The organism is Ruegeria sp. Ofav3-42, assembly GCF_022347725.1.
Taxonomy (GTDB): domain Bacteria; phylum Pseudomonadota; class Alphaproteobacteria; order Rhodobacterales; family Rhodobacteraceae; genus Ruegeria.
On sequence record NZ_JAKRGB010000003.1, the window covers coordinates 296,658 to 311,013 of the forward strand.

Below are 14,356 nucleotides of genomic sequence, written 5' to 3' on the forward strand. Positions count from 1 at the left end.
TATGTTAGACCGGGTTACAGACGGTCTGACCCGCTTCGGTCGTGGCCAGCGCGGTACCTGCCGGGCAGCTCGGTGTACCGAACTTGTCGTACTCAGGCGTGATGTAAACCGGCGCAGGCTCTTCCTGCTGCGAGCATGCAGCCAGAACTAGGGCAATTGCGCTAACGGCAGCAAATTTAAGTTTCATGTCCGTCAATCCTCTAAAAATTTTTCATATTGCCCTACTACCTGGGGCCAGTGTCAAAATACGACCTCATTGATATTATTGCAACAAAATCAATCACGGATTTGTGAGAGCGGCGAATCCATGCTGCCGGAACGAATTTCGAAGCGCGTCCTATACCTCGTGTATTATTGCCCTAAACTTAAGCGTCGACCTTAGCCAACAGCGGAGTAGCCACATGTCCGACACGCCAAACATTGCTCAAAAAGGCCCCTACCCGGTCGATGTGACCGAGGGAAAAAGCTATTTCTGGTGCGCCTGCGGCAGGTCCGAAAGACAACCATTTTGCGATGGTTCACATAAGGGATCAGGGTTCGAACCGGTTAAATTCACCGCTGAGAGTAGCGAGAAGGTGTTCTTTTGCGGCTGCAAGCAAACGGCAAACCCGCCACTTTGCGACGGGTCGCATTCCAAGCTCTGACTACCTTTTCAAAGCGTTCAATTTTTGTGCATTTGCACAAAATTCCGGTGCCGATCTGGCCTCGGACTGCTGTGCTGACAGCCACAGCTCGCATTGACTGCTGCACCCTGCAGCACGGCAGCGGGTTACGATTTCTGCGTACTCATCGGCGGAAAGTCGCCCTTCGGCCATCGCTTCACTAAACGATTCATTCATGCATCTGGCCACCGAGCGGGTGAGCCAGAAGTGTTTCTGAACGTCTCCCAGAACATCGCGGGTCATTGGGTTTTCCGACTGTCTTGCTGTTTGAGGTTCGCAAACCGTGCGCGGTTCGGGCAGGTTCGCGGGGCTTCATTGGCGGTTTCAGTACGTTCCAGCCAGTCCTCGCAGGCGCAGGCCCATTCGCACCCCTGGCACCGCCGAACCATATCGGCCCAGTCCCGCTGACTTAGGCGACCCTGTTGGTGCCCTGTCACGATGTCTGATCCAACCACCTGCCCCATGCGCAGCACGAGACGGTGATGCTCCATGATCCGCCCTAGTCGTTGCATTCGCTATCCGATGCTGATGTGAGACGGTCAAGCAGCTCTTTGTTTTTGCAATACTCCGGTGTTTTCCCGTCGTGATCAGGTTCTGCCAAAAGGCCCTCGCAATGGTCCGGGTTCGAACAGGCACTGCAACGAATTACGGCCTCAGAAATCTCGTCAATCGTGACCTTTCCGCTGATTGCAGCATCCTCCAGATCGACCCCGACACGGGTTGCCATATTATCGACCAGCTCAGCGTGCCGTTTCAGAGTATCTTTGCCAGGCATAGCATCCTCTCCCTGTCGCGCAGTTTGAACAGGATAGTGCAGCAGCCCGGACCGGCCTTTGACTCAGGTCAAGGCCCCGCTCCGATATGATCCAGATAGGCGCGGGTGGCGTCCTGCACCCGGCGAAATCGGTCTCCTCCCAGCTTTTTGCCCCCATACCAACGGGTGACGATAATGACATGCCCGTCCAAGTTCGCCCGCTCCAGCATGCGCAGGATCACCATTCCGGCACCGCTTTCCCCGTCATCCGCCTTTAGCGCGCCCGTGGGCAAAACCGCCGCCCACGTGTTGTGCGTGGCCTTGGCATAACTTTTGTCGGACTTCAGGTCCCGCAGAACCGCATCGACATCATCGCGCGTTTGAACCGGCGCACCCGATACCGCGTATTTCGAACCGCGATCCGTCAGGACCACGCCCAGTTGTACCAATGCGGTCATTGCGTCAGTCCAAGTTGCCGTGCGGTGTCCTTGACTATTTGAACGCGCTTCGCATTCGGCGGGTGGGTTCCCAGAAAACTATCACCGGGATCCGGAATCCGGTCGAAATACTTTGCTCCGATCAACGGATTGTACCCCGCGCGGTAAGTAATGATCGTGCCCAATTGATCCGCTTCCAGTTCGAAATCTTTGATGTAGACCTGCGCCCCCACCTTCGCGCCTAGCTTCTGCGCCTCTTCGACCCCTGACCCGTCTGCCCCTCCCAACCGGGCCAGCTCGCCGAAAATTACGGCGCTGTCCCGCGCGTTTTGGGACTGTCGGGGGATGTGCCGAAGGATGTGGTGAGCAGCCTCATGGCCCATCACGAAAGCCAACTCATCCGCGTTTTCAGCGGATTTGATCATCGAACGGGTGAAAATGATCACCGGCTGATTTTTGTTATCGAGCGTTTGAAACGCGTTGGCCGGGGCATTCGGGTTCAGGTCCACCAAAATGGTAAAATCGCAATTCGGAACATTGGACGCCCGCTGGCATTCCGTTCGCGCCTGTTCACTGACCTGGCGACTGACCTGTTGGAACGTTTCGGCCTCGACCCTGAACTCCTCGGAACCCTGCGTCCACTCTGCCGCCGGTTGAACGCGTAACGTGTTGGCGCCGCAGGCCGCCAGAAGCAGGAGGAGAAACAGACAGATCAGACGGCGCATTCATATCCCTTTGAAACGGTTGGCCCGTTTTTCAAACCATAGCGTGACGCCACTGATACTGCCACATCCTGATTGCAGTCGAACGGGTTGCATTGCGATCGCATGCCCTGCACTCTGCCAATATGTTTTCGATTGAGCATGAATTCGACTCGACTGTCATTACTCTGGTGGACGAAGGCCCCAAGCCTTTGAATGAAGATGTTGTCATCAACAGCTTCGCCGAATGTGTGACGCTAGAACAATTGGACCCGCGTACGGATCGGATTCAAAAGATCACCCTGTCCCCGGAACAGGTTCGTGATCTGGCCGCGGCATTGGACCTGCCGGAAGGTGTGTACCAAATCCGGGAAACACCGGGTCAGGGCTCATAGACGAACACCTTTTCCCGCGATGCCTGACCGCGCTTTAGGGTTAGCGTGGACGGTGCCACACCCATGGCTGCAGCAAGTATGATGCGAACCGCTTCGTTTGCCTTTCCGTTTTCGGGAGGCGCGGTGACGCTGATGCGAATAGCTCCGTTCTGTAAGTCGATTCCATCTTTTGCCGATTTCGGTGTGACTTTGACCTGTATCGCGTCGCCCGGCACGGCGCACGCGCTCAGGTCCGGCGCATTGCGCAACTTTGGCTTGGCCATCTTACCCCCTTTTTCCCAAACACACTTGCACGAATGTCCGGGGAGTGAAATTGATCCACTGCATCCAGCTTCTTACCCTTGAAACCCGCCAGATGTTCAACCACATACACAACCGCCCATGTAAAGGAAGTTAACATATGTCCTTGGAAAATCCGGCTGCCCTAGAGTTTCTGCAAACGCGCCGGTCTCGCCCCGCAAAAACGCTGGTAGAACCTGCGCCGACGCGGGAACAGTTGCTGCCCCTTCTGACTGCCGCCGCGCGCACCCCGGATCATGGCAAGCTGGAACCCTGGCGCTTTATCGTATTGGAGAAAGGCGCGATGCCGCGTTTGGCCACGTTGACCGAGGAATGTGGTACTTCTCTGGGAAAGTCGGCGGAAGACATCGCCAAAGCCCGTAGCCAGTTCGACATGGGCCATCTGGCGGTCGCCGTGATCGAAGTGCAACAACCTTCCGAAAAGATTCCCGCGATTGAGCAGACCTATTCTGCCGGCGCGGTTTGCCTTGCCCTTCTGAACTCCGCACTTGCTGCGGGTTGGGGCGCAAACTGGCTGTCGGGCTGGCAGACACATGACCGAAACTTCTGCCGCCGTGCTTTTGGGCTGAAAGACAATGAACGTGTCGCCGGCCTGATCCATATCGCGACCGAAGGTACAGCGCCGCCGGAACGCCCGCGCCCCGATGTGGCAGCACTTACCGAATGGGCCTCGCAATGATGATTCTGAACGCCTTTTTCGCGGCGCTGGGACAGATCGGAGATACAAAATTCCGGGCTGTCCTGCTGCGTGGCGTCGGGCTGACCATCGTACTGCTGGTTGCTGCCTGCGCGGCGGCGATCTGGCTGATCAACAGGTTGTCAGGTGATGAGATATCCCTGCCCTTTGTCGGCGCGGTTCCCTGGCTGAACGACGTCCTGAGTTACTCCGGAATCTTTGTCGTTCTGATCCTGCCCGTGTTCCTAATGGTTCCGGTGGCATCCGCGATTATGTCGATGTTTCTGGAAGAGGTCGCGCAGGCCGTCGAGGACAAGCATTACCCATCCTTGCCCGCTGTACCCGGCATTCCATTCAGTGAAAGCGTGCGCGATGGGCTTAGCTTCATGGGTGTACTGGTCGTTGCCAACCTGCTCGCCCTGATCCTGTATGCGATCTTTACGCCTCTCGCGCCCTTCATCTTCTGGGGCATGAACGGCTTCCTGCTGGGGCGCGAATACTTCACACTTGCCGCCATGCGGCGCGTGGGCCGCGAAGGCGCGCGAAAACTGCGCGCCAAGCATACTGCGACCATCTGGCTGGCGGGAACCTTAATGGCGATCCCGCTGTCGGTTCCGCTGATAAACCTGGTAATCCCGATCATCGGGGCCGCAACGTTCACGCATATTTACCACAAGCTGTCGGGGTCGACGCCCTGATGGTTAGTCGCGCGGCTCCAATTGGTTCAGCCAGTCGAAGTCGCGCACTGAAATCACACCTGAAATGATGATCCCCGCGATAATGGCCCAGAGCACCACCGAGATACCGGTGGTGATCCACATCTTTTTCTTCATGTGATGCACTTCCGGAGCACCCGAATGGGTGCCCGGCACGATATCACCCAGATCTCCCTGCGTCTTGATGCGGATCGGCAGCACAACAAGCAGGGTCATGAACCAGATAACGGCGAACAGGACCGCCGCAGCAGTAATCGTCATCTCATCCCCTCCGGGGTTTGGTTAAACCTGTTCAAGCTCGACCAGGCAGCCGTTAAAGTCCTTGGGATGCAGGAACAGCACGGGTTTTCCATGGGCACCAATCTTGGGCTCGCCCGAGCCCAGAACGCGGGCGCCCGACTCCTTCAGGTGATCGCGCGCGGCGATGATGTCTTCGACCTCATAGCAGACGTGGTGAATGCCGCCTGCGGGGTTCTTTTCCAGAAAGCCGTTGATCGGGCTGTCGTCGCCCAGCGGATAGAGCAATTCGATCTTAGTGTTGGGCAGTTCGATGAACACCACGGTCACGCCATGATCCGGTTCGTCCTGCGGGGCACCAACCTTGGCGCCCAGCGCACTGCGGTACTGTTCAGACGCGGCATCAAGATCGGGAACGGCAATGGCGACGTGGTTCAGACGACCAATCATGGAACTCTCCTCTGTTCTGCGTTGCCGCGGTTATGGGGGCTGTGCGGGCAAAGGACAAGTGCGCCAAATTGCCGTTAACGCTGTGTTAGCCAGAAGTTCCTAGCGTGAGGCATCTGCTGATTAGGAGTTCTGCAATGGACGATTCGAGCCCCTTCGCCTCCCCCGCGCAGCCGACCGCCACGCGGCCTCTGCTGGGACAAACCATTCTGGTTGTCGAAGACAGTCGCTATGCCTGCGACGCCATCCGGTTGATGTGCCTGCACAGCGGCGCGCGCATCAGACGCGCGGATTGCCTGCAATCGGCACGGCGACACCTGCAGATCTACCGCCCCTCGGTAATCCTTGTGGACATGGGGCTGCCCGACGGGTCCGGTGCTGAGCTGATCGCTGAGTTGTCCGAAGCCACGCCCCGTATCGGTGCCATTCTTGGCATGTCCGGGGATGATCATACGGAGCGCACTGCGATGCGGGCCGGTGCCGACGGTTTTCTGGCCAAACCGCTAAAGTCACTGGCGTATTTCCAGACATCCATTCTGGAACGCTTGCCCGAAGATCGCCGCCCCAGCAGCCTGCATGCCGTCCGGGACGAAGTTATTCGCCCCGACCCAATGGCCTATCAGGACGACATGGCGCATATCGCGGATGTTCTGGCCGGACCAAATGATCAGCGCACACTGGATTACGCAGCGCAATTCCTACGAGGCGTCGCACGAGATGCCGAGGATACGGTTCTGGCCGATGCAGCGCAAAGCCTCGCCGAGTCCCGTGCCGGGGGCACGCCTGTGACCGCTGTGGCGGCTCAGGTCGCCGGTATCGTTCAGAACCGTTTGGAACAGCGCGAGGCGATCTGAGATGGTAACAGCGTATTTTGTGACCGCCACGATCTTATGTTTGTGGGTCTATTGGCAAACCCGCGCAACGGCGCGGAATATTCGCACCAGTCGAAAGTCATTGAAAGACCCGTTCAAGTAGGCATCCTATTCGCGGGATTGGTACTCGTACATGTTGGGCTTGGAAATCACCACGCGCATGAGGCTTGGTGCATCAGCCCCACCAATTGAAAAACCCGCTGCAATGTTGCAGCGGGTTTTCTTAAGTTCAATCCTGAGGGATGATCCGTAGCCCCAGCTCCATCAGCTGATCAGATGTCGGATCGGATGGCGCATCCATCATCAGATCTTCGGCGCGCTGGTTCATCGGGAACATCATGACTTCGCGAATGTTCGCCTCATCAGCCAGTAGCATCACGATCCGATCGATACCTGCAGCACAACCACCGTGCGGCGGCGCGCCATAGTGGAACGCGTTGAACAAGGCACCAAAGCGGCTCTTGACCTCTTCTTCGCCATAGCCAGCCAGCTCGAAGGCCTTCAGCATGATCTCAGGCTTGTGGTTTCGGATTGCGCCCGAAACCAGCTCATAGCCGTTACATGCCAGATCGTACTGATAGCCGCGCACATCCAAGGGGTTGCCCTGCAGCGCTTCCATACCGCCCTGCGGCATCGAGAACGGGTTGTGTTCAAAGTCAATCGCGCCGGTCTCTTCGTCCTGCTCATAGATCGGGAAATCCACGATCCATGCAAAGGCAAAGCGGTCTTTCTCAGTCAGGTTCAGTTCCTCACCGATCACGTCGCGCGCTTTACCAGCGACCTTTTCAAAGGCTTTCGGCTTGCCACCCAGGAAGAACGCCGCATCACCGACGCCCAGCCCCAGCTGCTGACGGATTGCCTCTGTACGCTCGGGGCCAATGTTTTTAGCCAGAGGACCAGCGGCCTCCATTCCTTCACCCTGATCGCGCCAGAAGATGTAACCCATGCCGGGCAGCCCTTCTTTCTGGGCAAAGGCGTTCATGCGGTCACAGAACTTGCGGCTGCCACCGGTCGGCGCGGGAATTGCGCGGATTTCGGTGCCTTCCTGCTCCAGCAGCTTCGCGAAAATCGCGAAGCCAGACCCGCGGAAGTGGTCGGAGACCACTTGCATTTTAATAGGGTTCCGCAGGTCAGGCTTATCCGTGCCGTACCACAGCGCCGAGTCCTTGTAGGAGATCTGCGGCCACTCCTGATCGACCTTGCGGCCACCGCCGAACTCTTCGAAAACGCCGGTCAGAACAGGCTGGATCGTGTCGAACACGTCCTGCTGCTCGACAAACGACATCTCGAGGTCAAGCTGGTAGAAATCGGTGGGCGACCGATCAGCGCGAGGGTCTTCGTCACGGAAACAGGGTGCGATCTGGAAATACTTGTCGAAGCCCGACACCATGATCAGCTGTTTGAACTGCTGCGGGGCCTGAGGCAGCGCGTAGAACTTGCCCGGATGCAGACGCGAGGGCACGAGGAAGTCGCGCGCACCTTCGGGTGACGATGCAGTGATAATCGGCGTCTGATACTCGCGGAATCCCTGATCCCACATACGTTTGCGCATCGAGGCCACAACGTCCGAGCGCAGGGTCATGTTCTGTTGCATCGCTTCACGACGCAGGTCCAGATAGCGATAGCGCAAGCGGGTTTCCTCGGGGTATTCCTGATCACCGAAAACCATCAGCGGCAGTTCATCGGCCGCACCAAGAACCTCAAGCTCACGCACGTAAACTTCAATCTCGCCGGTGGGCAGCTTGGCGTTCACCAGTTCCGGATCACGCGCTTTGACGGTGCCGTCGATGCGGATACACCATTCGGACCGGACCTTCTCCAGCTCGGCAAAGGCCGCGCTGTCGCCGTCGCACAGAACCTGTGTAACGCCGAAATGGTCGCGCAGATCGATGAACAGGACGCCGCCGTGATCTCGGACACGATGCACCCAGCCAGACAGGCGGACGGTTTCACCGACATTGGCGGCGGTCAGAGCGGCGCAGGTGTGGCTGCGATAGGCGTGCATGGATCATATCCCTTCGGGCGCAGAATTCGTCGCGCCGATACACCCCGTCAGGCTTGGAAAGTCAAGGCAGGTCGCGCCGTCAAAACGGCCTTTGAACGTTGCCTGAATAGAAATAGATGCCCAGACCCGCCGCAAAGATGATATTCCCGGCAATCGCATGCAACAGGACCGCATAAAAAAACGATCCGCGTTTGCGATAGGCCCAGGTAAACAACAAGCCTCCTCCGAAAGTCATAACGGCGACGATCCAGCTCCAGTACATCAGATGGGCCAGAGAAAACAGGGACGCGTTCAAAAGGTAGGACGCCCGACCGTTTGGCAGGATCGCATGGTAACGACGGAAGAACAGCGAGCGGAACAGCAGCTCTTGCGGCAGCGCCGACAGTAGCGGATAGCCAATCCAAATCACGGCCAGAAATTCCGGCCTGTAGAGAAGTATACGAAATGCAGCATCAGGTCGCGTCGTCATGACGACCAATGTGCAAAACGCAGTCATGGCAACAAAGAAGATGGCGAGTTCGCGCCACGACCAGTTGCGCCAGTTGTATCGCAATTCGGACCAGGCGAAGCCGGGCGTAAAATGCAGCAGGACGATACCGATGGCCGTGAAGGTGAACAGCGACGGGAACATCCAATTGGGGGGGAAAAAGACAGCGATCAGCACCGGCGCAGCAATGAAGAACAGCCCGAATTCCAACCTCAGCCGCAAGTTATGCGTCGTATTATCCGCCCAATCGCTTTGTTTGCTCACAATACCGCCAACTCCGCCCGGATCAGGCCACGCAAGGAATTCCCGACATAGAGCTTTTCCGCGTTTTGCAGATCGGTCAAGGACAAGACCGACTCGGTAACCTGTTTATTATCAAGCAATTCTTCACGTAGGACCCCCGGAAGCAATCCGCAGGTGAGCTTTGGGGTCAAGCGGCTTCCGTCCGGCATGTGCAGAAACAGGTTGGTGATTGTCCCTTCGCACAGCTCATCACGCTCATTCAGGAACAGAAGCTCGTCTATGCCTTCGGGTAGTGCTGCACGGGCTGTATCATAGACCGAGCGCTGCGTCGTCTTGTGAAGCAGCCAGGCATTCGACGAGGAAAGCCGCGTGTCTGTGATCGCAATGCGCCAAACTGGAGGATTGTCACCCAGCGCTCCGGTCGTCACATGACAAGTGCCGTCGACGTCCAGCGTGAGGCGGCATCGCAGGGAGGATTGCCCCGAAACAGCTTCCAAGGCTTGGATGGCCACGTCCACATCAAATGAAATCCCGAACGCCGTCGCTGACCGGGCCATTCGCGATAGATGCCGATCCCGGCGCACAAATCCCTGTCCCGGCCTGTAGGCCAGAGTCTCTATCAGGCGGAAGTCAGGGTCAGCTGGTGGGCAAAGCGGGCTTTCCATAACGCTTCCTCGTATTCCGATGGGGCTGTGCTGTCCCAGACAACACCACCGCCGACATTCAGGGTGGCCGCGCCATCTTCGACCATCAGCGTGCGGATCGCCACGTTGAATTCGGACCGCCCATCCGGTGCCGCCCAGCCGATAGCACCGCAGTAGATATCGCGTGGCCAGGGCTCCAGATCCGCCAGAATCTCCATCGCCCGGATCTTGGGCGCGCCGGTGATCGAACCGCAGGGGAACAACGCCGTCAGGATATCCGACAGTTCCGCCCCCATATGCAGCTGCGCCTGCACCAGTGAGATCATCTGATGCACGGTGGCATAGGTTTCGACCTTGAACAGCTCGGGCACTTTGACCGATCCGGGCAGCGCGACGCGGCTGATATCGTTGCGCAGAAGATCGACGATCATCAGGTTTTCGGCCCTGTTCTTTTCGTCGGTCGACAGGAACGCACGGCGGCGAGCATCCTCGGCCATGTCATCGCTGCGAGGCTGCGTGCCTTTCATCGGACGGGTCTCGATGCGCCGATCTGCATCGGTTCGGAAGAAAAGCTCGGGCGACCGGCTTAGAAGATCCGGCAGACCATCCTGCTGAACAAGCGCGCCGTGTCCCACCGGCTGTCCTTGCGCCAGCGCGACGTACAGCGCGGCACTGTCCCCTTCCACCGTCATATCGATCGGAAAGGTCAGGTTGGCCTGATAAATGTCCCCGGCCCCGATGGCGTCGTGTACTCGCTGAAAGGCACGCGCGTACCGCGCTTCGTCCCAGCGCGGTTCAAACCGGGTAACACCACCGTCGGCCGTGGGAAGCTCGTGTTGCGCGGGGCGGTCATACACCCCGAAGCACAACAAAGGCAGTCTGCGCCCGGTCGGCATTCGGTCGGAAAGACGAGGTTCAAGCGCATACCCCAACTCATAACTGGCGTAGCCCGCCAGCCAAGCACCATCAGCGCGCGCTTCATCCAGCGCCGCCATCGCCTGGGGCACGTCCTCCGCATTGTCGGCGCGGATCACCTTGACTGGCCGGTCAAAACTGGTCCCTGGCCCGGCCGGCCCCTGATCAAAACGAATACGCACGTGCATCCTCATTTGCCGTGCAGCGCGATATAGAGGATACGGCGGCAAGGGGAAGAGGGGAAAGCGGCAATTTCGCCCCTGTTTCCGATACCTCTTGAACCTTTTCGCGCGGTCCCTATAACGCAGGACAATTTGGGCGCTTGGGGTGCGCCCTGACTCGCGGACAATCGAAGGAACAAGGCCATGCCGAGAAGAACCGACATCCAGTCGATCATGATCATCGGGGCGGGCCCCATTGTTATCGGTCAGGCTTGCGAGTTCGACTATTCCGGCGCTCAGGCCTGCAAGGCGCTGCGGGAAGAAGGATACCGGGTCATTCTGGTGAACTCAAACCCTGCAACCATCATGACCGACCCCGGACTGGCGGACGCGACGTATATCGAGCCGATCACGCCCGAGGTTGTCGCCAAGATCATCGAGAAAGAACGCCCCGATGCCCTGCTGCCCACCATGGGCGGTCAGACAGGTCTGAACACCTCGCTCGCGCTCGAAGAAATGGGTGTGCTGGACAAGTTCAATGTCGAAATGATCGGCGCCAAGCGCGATGCCATTGAAATGGCCGAAGACCGCGCGCTGTTCCGCGAGGCGATGGACCGGCTGGGAATCGAAAACCCCAAGGCCGAGATCGTGACTGCCCCCAAAGACGAAGACGGCAAGAAAGATCTGGACGCCGGTGTGGCACTGGCCCTTGAGACCCTTGAAACAGTGGGCCTGCCGGCCATCATTCGCCCCGCCTTTACACTCGGCGGCACAGGCGGTGGTGTGGCGTATAACCGCGAAGACTATATTCATATTTGCCGCACAGGCATGGATGCCTCGCCCGTGGGTCAGATCCTGATCGACGAAAGCCTGCTGGGGTGGAAAGAGTACGAGATGGAGGTGGTACGTGACACTGCCGACAACGCCATCATCGTCTGCTCCATCGAAAACGTTGACCCGATGGGCGTGCATACCGGTGACTCGATCACTGTTGCACCGGCTCTGACGCTCACCGACAAAGAATACCAGATCATGCGCAATCACTCGATTGCCGTTCTGCGCGAGATCGGTGTCGAAACTGGTGGCTCGAACGTGCAATGGGCGATCAACCCGGTTGATGGCCGGATGGTTGTGATCGAGATGAACCCGCGCGTGTCGCGGTCCTCGGCGCTGGCGTCGAAAGCGACCGGCTTTCCGATTGCCAAGATCGCGGCCAAGTTGGCCGTTGGCTACACGCTGGACGAGCTGGACAACGACATCACCAAGGTCACGCCTGCTTCGTTTGAGCCGACCATCGACTATGTCGTCACCAAGATCCCGAAATTCGCCTTCGAGAAATTTCCCGGCTCGGAACCCTACCTCACCACCGCGATGAAATCGGTGGGTGAGGCGATGTCAATCGGCCGCACGATCCACGAGTCTATGCAAAAAGCGCTGGCGTCGATGGAATCTGGCCTGACCGGGTTTGATGAGATTGAAATCCCCGGCCTGAACGTCGGCCTCTGGGACGAAGCCGATGACAAAGCCGCCGTGATCAAGGCGATCAGCCAGCAGACGCCTGACCGTCTGCGCACCATCGCGCAAGCCATGCGTCACGGTCTGACCGATGATGAGATTTTTGGCGTCACCAAATTTGACCCATGGTTCCTGGCCCGCATCCGCGAGATCATTGAAGCCGAGCGTCAGGTCCGCAAAGACGGTCTGCCAGTGACCGAGGCCGGCATTCGCAAGCTGAAAATGCTGGGCTTCACCGATGCGCGCCTGGGCAACTTGACCGGCCGCGACGAGGACAACGTTCGCCGCGCCCGCCGCAATCTGGGCGTCAACGCGGTGTTCAAACGCATCGATACCTGCGCCGCCGAGTTCGAAGCGCAAACGCCGTACATGTATTCCACCTACGAAGCGCCCATGATGGGTGAGGTTGAATGCGAGGCACGCCCGTCTGACCGTAAAAAGGTCGTCATCCTCGGCGGTGGCCCGAACCGGATCGGTCAGGGGATCGAGTTCGACTATTGCTGCTGTCACGCCTGTTTCGCGCTGACCGAAGCTGGCTATGAGACCATCATGGTCAACTGCAACCCCGAAACGGTGTCGACCGACTATGACACCTCGGACCGTCTGTATTTTGAGCCGCTGACCTTTGAACACGTCATGGAAATCCTGACGAAAGAGCAGGAAAATGGCACGCTGCACGGTGTGATTGTGCAGTTCGGCGGCCAGACACCGCTGAAACTGGCGAATGCGCTGGAAGAAGAAGGTATTCCGATTCTCGGCACCACGCCAGACGCGATTGATTTGGCCGAAGACCGTGAACGCTTCCAGGCGCTGGTCAACGAACTGGGCCTCAAACAGCCTAAGAACGGCATCGCTTCGACCGATGAACAGGCGCTGGAAATTGCCGAAGAGATCGGCTTCCCGCTGGTGATCCGCCCCTCTTACGTTCTGGGTGGTCGCGCGATGGAAATCGTGCGCGATATGGATCAGCTGAAACGCTACATCAACGAGGCCGTGGTGGTTTCCGGCGACAGCCCTGTTCTGTTGGACAGCTATCTTGCGGGCGCGGTTGAATTGGACGTGGATGCGCTGTGCGACGGCACTGACGTACATGTCGCGGGCATCATGCAGCACATCGAAGAGGCCGGCGTGCACTCGGGCGACTCGGCCTGTTCGCTGCCGCCTTATTCGCTGTCGGCTGAGATCATCGAGCAGATCAAGGATCAGGCGTTCAAACTGGCCAAGGCGTTGAACGTCGTCGGCCTGATGAACGTGCAGTTCGCGATCAAGGACGATGAGATCTACCTGATCGAGGTTAACCCGCGCGCCTCTCGTACCGTGCCGTTTGTGGCCAAAGCAACTGACAGCGCGATTGCCTCGATTGCCTCTCGTGTGATGGCGGGTGAGAAGCTGTCGAATTTCCCGATGCGCCCGGCTTACAAAGAAGGTCAGGACACCAAGATCGCCGACCAGATGACACTGGCCGACCCGGACATGCCGTGGTTTTCGGTTAAAGAGGCCGTGCTGCCCTTCGCCCGTTTCCCCGGTGTTGATACAATACTCGGCCCCGAGATGCGTTCGACCGGTGAAGTCATGGGTTGGGACCGCGATTTCCCCCGTGCCTTCCTCAAGGCGCAGATGGGCGCAGGTATGGTTCTGCCCTCGTCGGGTCGTGCCTTCATCTCGATCAAGGACGCCGACAAAGGCGCGGCGATGCTTGAGGCCGCGAAGGTTCTGACCGAGCAGGGCTTCTCACTTGTCGCGACACGCGGCACGCAAAGCTGGCTAGAGGAACAGGGCGTTGCCTGTGAAGTTGTCAATAAGGTCTATGAGGGCCGTCCGGACGTGGTCGACATGTTGAAAGACGGTCAGGTGCAGCTGCTGATGAACACCACCGAAGGTGCACAGGCGGTCGAGGACAGCAAGGCCATCCGCTCCATCGCTCTGTACGACAAGATCCCTTACTACACGACCGCCGCTGCAAGCCATGCCGCTGCTTTGGCGATCAAGGCGCAGGCCGAGGGAGATGTCGAGGTGAAATCTCTGCAAGGCTGATCGGCCTGAACTTGCTTGCAGACCTGAACGTTTTCGCGCGCCCGTTGACCTTATGTCTTCGGGCGCGCATCTTTTCTGTGATCGAGCAGAAGGAAAAAACAAATGCGTGGGTTTATGCTTTTGGCCGCACTTTTGACACTTGCAGCGTGTGATGT

At 58.3% G+C, this 14,356-nt stretch carries 19 protein-coding genes; 6 read left to right on the plus strand and 13 right to left on the minus strand.

Features of this window, described 5'->3' with window-relative positions; translation table 11 throughout:
- Nucleotides 1–4: 4 nt before the first annotated feature.
- The gene (locus tag MHN28_RS06790) at nt 5–187 is read right to left on the minus strand and encodes a hypothetical protein (protein ID WP_239337354.1); all 183 of its coding nucleotides are present in this window, start codon (nt 185–187) and stop codon (nt 5–7) included.
- Nucleotides 188–401: 214 nt separating this feature from the next.
- Between MHN28_RS06790 and MHN28_RS06795 the strand changes: the two genes are divergently transcribed.
- Complete coding sequence (locus MHN28_RS06795) at nt 402–644, plus strand: CDGSH iron-sulfur domain-containing protein (protein ID WP_239337356.1); 243 nt, start codon at nt 402–404, stop codon at nt 642–644.
- Here the strand turns inward: MHN28_RS06795 and MHN28_RS06800 are convergent, their stop codons facing one another.
- From MHN28_RS06800 to MHN28_RS06820, 5 genes are all read right to left on the minus strand, one after another.
- Nucleotides 645–905 (minus strand): DUF6455 family protein, encoded by a 261-nt coding sequence (locus MHN28_RS06800; protein WP_239337358.1) that lies wholly within the window; start codon nt 903–905, stop codon nt 645–647.
- Nucleotides 902–1,174, minus strand: coding sequence for a DUF6455 family protein (locus MHN28_RS06805; protein ID WP_239337360.1), 273 nt, complete (start codon nt 1,172–1,174; stop codon nt 902–904). The genes MHN28_RS06800 and MHN28_RS06805 overlap by 4 nt, the downstream gene beginning before the upstream one ends.
- Nucleotides 1,162–1,437: a DUF6455 family protein gene (locus MHN28_RS06810; RefSeq protein WP_239337362.1), complete on the minus strand. Its 276-nt coding sequence runs from the start codon at nt 1,435–1,437 to the stop codon at nt 1,162–1,164. Before MHN28_RS06810 ends, MHN28_RS06805 begins: the two co-directional genes overlap by 13 nt.
- A 68-nt stretch (nt 1,438–1,505) precedes the next feature.
- Nucleotides 1,506–1,874 (minus strand): YigZ family protein, encoded by a 369-nt coding sequence (locus MHN28_RS06815; protein ID WP_239337364.1) that lies wholly within the window; start codon nt 1,872–1,874, stop codon nt 1,506–1,508.
- The gene (locus MHN28_RS06820; RefSeq protein ID WP_239337366.1) at nt 1,871–2,578 is read right to left on the minus strand and encodes a M48 family metallopeptidase; all 708 of its coding nucleotides are present in this window, start codon (nt 2,576–2,578) and stop codon (nt 1,871–1,873) included. The genes MHN28_RS06815 and MHN28_RS06820 overlap by 4 nt, the downstream gene beginning before the upstream one ends.
- 122 nt (nt 2,579–2,700) lie before the next feature.
- On the opposite strand from MHN28_RS06820, the gene MHN28_RS06825 reads away from it, so the two are divergent.
- Nucleotides 2,701–2,949: a hypothetical protein gene (locus tag MHN28_RS06825; protein ID WP_239337368.1), complete on the plus strand. Its 249-nt coding sequence runs from the start codon at nt 2,701–2,703 to the stop codon at nt 2,947–2,949.
- On the opposite strand, the gene MHN28_RS06830 is transcribed toward MHN28_RS06825, so the two are convergent.
- Nucleotides 2,937–3,212 carry a DUF167 domain-containing protein gene (locus MHN28_RS06830; protein ID WP_239337370.1) on the minus strand — a complete coding sequence of 92 codons (276 nt, stop codon included), beginning with the start codon at nt 3,210–3,212 and terminating at the stop codon, nt 2,937–2,939. The two genes, MHN28_RS06825 and MHN28_RS06830, sit on opposite strands and share 13 nt — an antisense overlap.
- Before the next feature lie 137 nt (nt 3,213–3,349).
- On the opposite strand from MHN28_RS06830, the gene MHN28_RS06835 reads away from it, so the two are divergent.
- Nucleotides 3,350–3,928, plus strand: coding sequence for a nitroreductase (locus MHN28_RS06835; RefSeq protein WP_239337372.1), 579 nt, complete (start codon nt 3,350–3,352; stop codon nt 3,926–3,928).
- Nucleotides 3,928–4,623, plus strand: a complete 696-nt coding sequence (locus MHN28_RS06840; RefSeq protein ID WP_239337677.1) for an EI24 domain-containing protein — start codon at nt 3,928–3,930, stop codon at nt 4,621–4,623. Before MHN28_RS06835 ends, MHN28_RS06840 begins: the two co-directional genes overlap by 1 nt.
- Nucleotides 4,624–4,626: 3 nt before the next feature.
- On the opposite strand, the gene MHN28_RS06845 is transcribed toward MHN28_RS06840, so the two are convergent.
- Both MHN28_RS06845 and mce read right to left on the minus strand, forming a co-directional pair.
- The gene (locus MHN28_RS06845) at nt 4,627–4,902 is read right to left on the minus strand and encodes a DUF1467 family protein (protein ID WP_239337373.1); all 276 of its coding nucleotides are present in this window, start codon (nt 4,900–4,902) and stop codon (nt 4,627–4,629) included.
- A 21-nt stretch (nt 4,903–4,923) separates the two neighbouring features.
- Entirely contained in the window at nt 4,924–5,328 is a 405-nt protein-coding gene (mce, locus tag MHN28_RS06850; protein ID WP_239337375.1) for a methylmalonyl-CoA epimerase, read from the minus strand.
- A gap of 134 nt (nt 5,329–5,462) precedes the next feature.
- Here mce and MHN28_RS06855 point away from each other — a divergent pair, with 134 nt between their 5' ends.
- The gene (locus MHN28_RS06855; protein ID WP_239337376.1) at nt 5,463–6,179 is read left to right on the plus strand and encodes a response regulator; all 717 of its coding nucleotides are present in this window, start codon (nt 5,463–5,465) and stop codon (nt 6,177–6,179) included.
- A 247-nt stretch (nt 6,180–6,426) separates the two neighbouring features.
- Here the strand turns inward: MHN28_RS06855 and aspS are convergent, their stop codons facing one another.
- The 4 genes from aspS to MHN28_RS06875 form a co-directional block, all read right to left on the minus strand.
- Nucleotides 6,427–8,202, minus strand: a complete 1,776-nt coding sequence (aspS, locus tag MHN28_RS06860; RefSeq protein WP_239337377.1) for an aspartate--tRNA ligase — start codon at nt 8,200–8,202, stop codon at nt 6,427–6,429.
- Between the two features lie 79 nt (nt 8,203–8,281).
- A complete protein-coding gene (locus tag MHN28_RS06865; RefSeq protein WP_239337378.1) occupies nt 8,282–8,953 on the minus strand; it encodes a CPBP family intramembrane glutamic endopeptidase in 672 nt (223 codons plus the stop codon).
- Nucleotides 8,950–9,597: an aminotransferase class IV family protein gene (locus MHN28_RS06870; RefSeq protein ID WP_239337379.1), complete on the minus strand. Its 648-nt coding sequence runs from the start codon at nt 9,595–9,597 to the stop codon at nt 8,950–8,952. The genes MHN28_RS06865 and MHN28_RS06870 overlap by 4 nt, the downstream gene beginning before the upstream one ends.
- Nucleotides 9,552–10,679: an aminodeoxychorismate synthase component I gene (locus MHN28_RS06875; protein ID WP_239337380.1), complete on the minus strand. Its 1,128-nt coding sequence runs from the start codon at nt 10,677–10,679 to the stop codon at nt 9,552–9,554. Before MHN28_RS06875 ends, MHN28_RS06870 begins: the two co-directional genes overlap by 46 nt.
- Nucleotides 10,680–10,856: 177 nt before the next feature.
- On the opposite strand from MHN28_RS06875, the gene carB reads away from it, so the two are divergent.
- Nucleotides 10,857–14,201: a carbamoyl-phosphate synthase large subunit gene (carB, locus tag MHN28_RS06880; RefSeq protein WP_239337381.1), complete on the plus strand. Its 3,345-nt coding sequence runs from the start codon at nt 10,857–10,859 to the stop codon at nt 14,199–14,201.
- Nucleotides 14,202–14,356: the final 155 nt, after the last annotated feature.

Coding starts and splice junctions, on each gene's coding strand:
- MHN28_RS06825 (WP_239337368.1), top strand. CDS start 2,701: ATGTTTTCGATTGAGCATGAATTCGACTCGACTGTCATTACTCTGGTG.
- MHN28_RS06835 (WP_239337372.1), top strand. CDS start 3,350: ATGTCCTTGGAAAATCCGGCTGCCCTAGAGTTTCTGCAAACGCGCCGG.
- MHN28_RS06815 (WP_239337364.1), bottom strand. CDS start 1,874: ATGACCGCATTGGTACAACTGGGCGTGGTCCTGACGGATCGCGGTTCG.
- MHN28_RS06800 (WP_239337358.1), bottom strand. CDS start 905: ATGACCCGCGATGTTCTGGGAGACGTTCAGAAACACTTCTGGCTCACC.
- MHN28_RS06855 (WP_239337376.1), top strand. CDS start 5,463: ATGGACGATTCGAGCCCCTTCGCCTCCCCCGCGCAGCCGACCGCCACG.
- MHN28_RS06820 (WP_239337366.1), bottom strand. CDS start 2,578: ATGCGCCGTCTGATCTGTCTGTTTCTCCTCCTGCTTCTGGCGGCCTGC.
- mce (WP_239337375.1), bottom strand. CDS start 5,328: ATGATTGGTCGTCTGAACCACGTCGCCATTGCCGTTCCCGATCTTGAT.
- MHN28_RS06870 (WP_239337379.1), bottom strand. CDS start 9,597: ATGGAAAGCCCGCTTTGCCCACCAGCTGACCCTGACTTCCGCCTGATA.
- MHN28_RS06805 (WP_239337360.1), bottom strand. CDS start 1,174: ATGCAACGACTAGGGCGGATCATGGAGCATCACCGTCTCGTGCTGCGC.
- MHN28_RS06875 (WP_239337380.1), bottom strand. CDS start 10,679: ATGCACGTGCGTATTCGTTTTGATCAGGGGCCGGCCGGGCCAGGGACC.
- aspS (WP_239337377.1), bottom strand. CDS start 8,202: ATGCACGCCTATCGCAGCCACACCTGCGCCGCTCTGACCGCCGCCAAT.
- MHN28_RS06845 (WP_239337373.1), bottom strand. CDS start 4,902: ATGACGATTACTGCTGCGGCGGTCCTGTTCGCCGTTATCTGGTTCATG.
- carB (WP_239337381.1), top strand. CDS start 10,857: ATGCCGAGAAGAACCGACATCCAGTCGATCATGATCATCGGGGCGGGC.
- MHN28_RS06830 (WP_239337370.1), bottom strand. CDS start 3,212: ATGGCCAAGCCAAAGTTGCGCAATGCGCCGGACCTGAGCGCGTGCGCC.
- MHN28_RS06840 (WP_239337677.1), top strand. CDS start 3,928: ATGATTCTGAACGCCTTTTTCGCGGCGCTGGGACAGATCGGAGATACA.
- MHN28_RS06795 (WP_239337356.1), top strand. CDS start 402: ATGTCCGACACGCCAAACATTGCTCAAAAAGGCCCCTACCCGGTCGAT.
- MHN28_RS06790 (WP_239337354.1), bottom strand. CDS start 187: ATGAAACTTAAATTTGCTGCCGTTAGCGCAATTGCCCTAGTTCTGGCT.
- MHN28_RS06810 (WP_239337362.1), bottom strand. CDS start 1,437: ATGCCTGGCAAAGATACTCTGAAACGGCACGCTGAGCTGGTCGATAAT.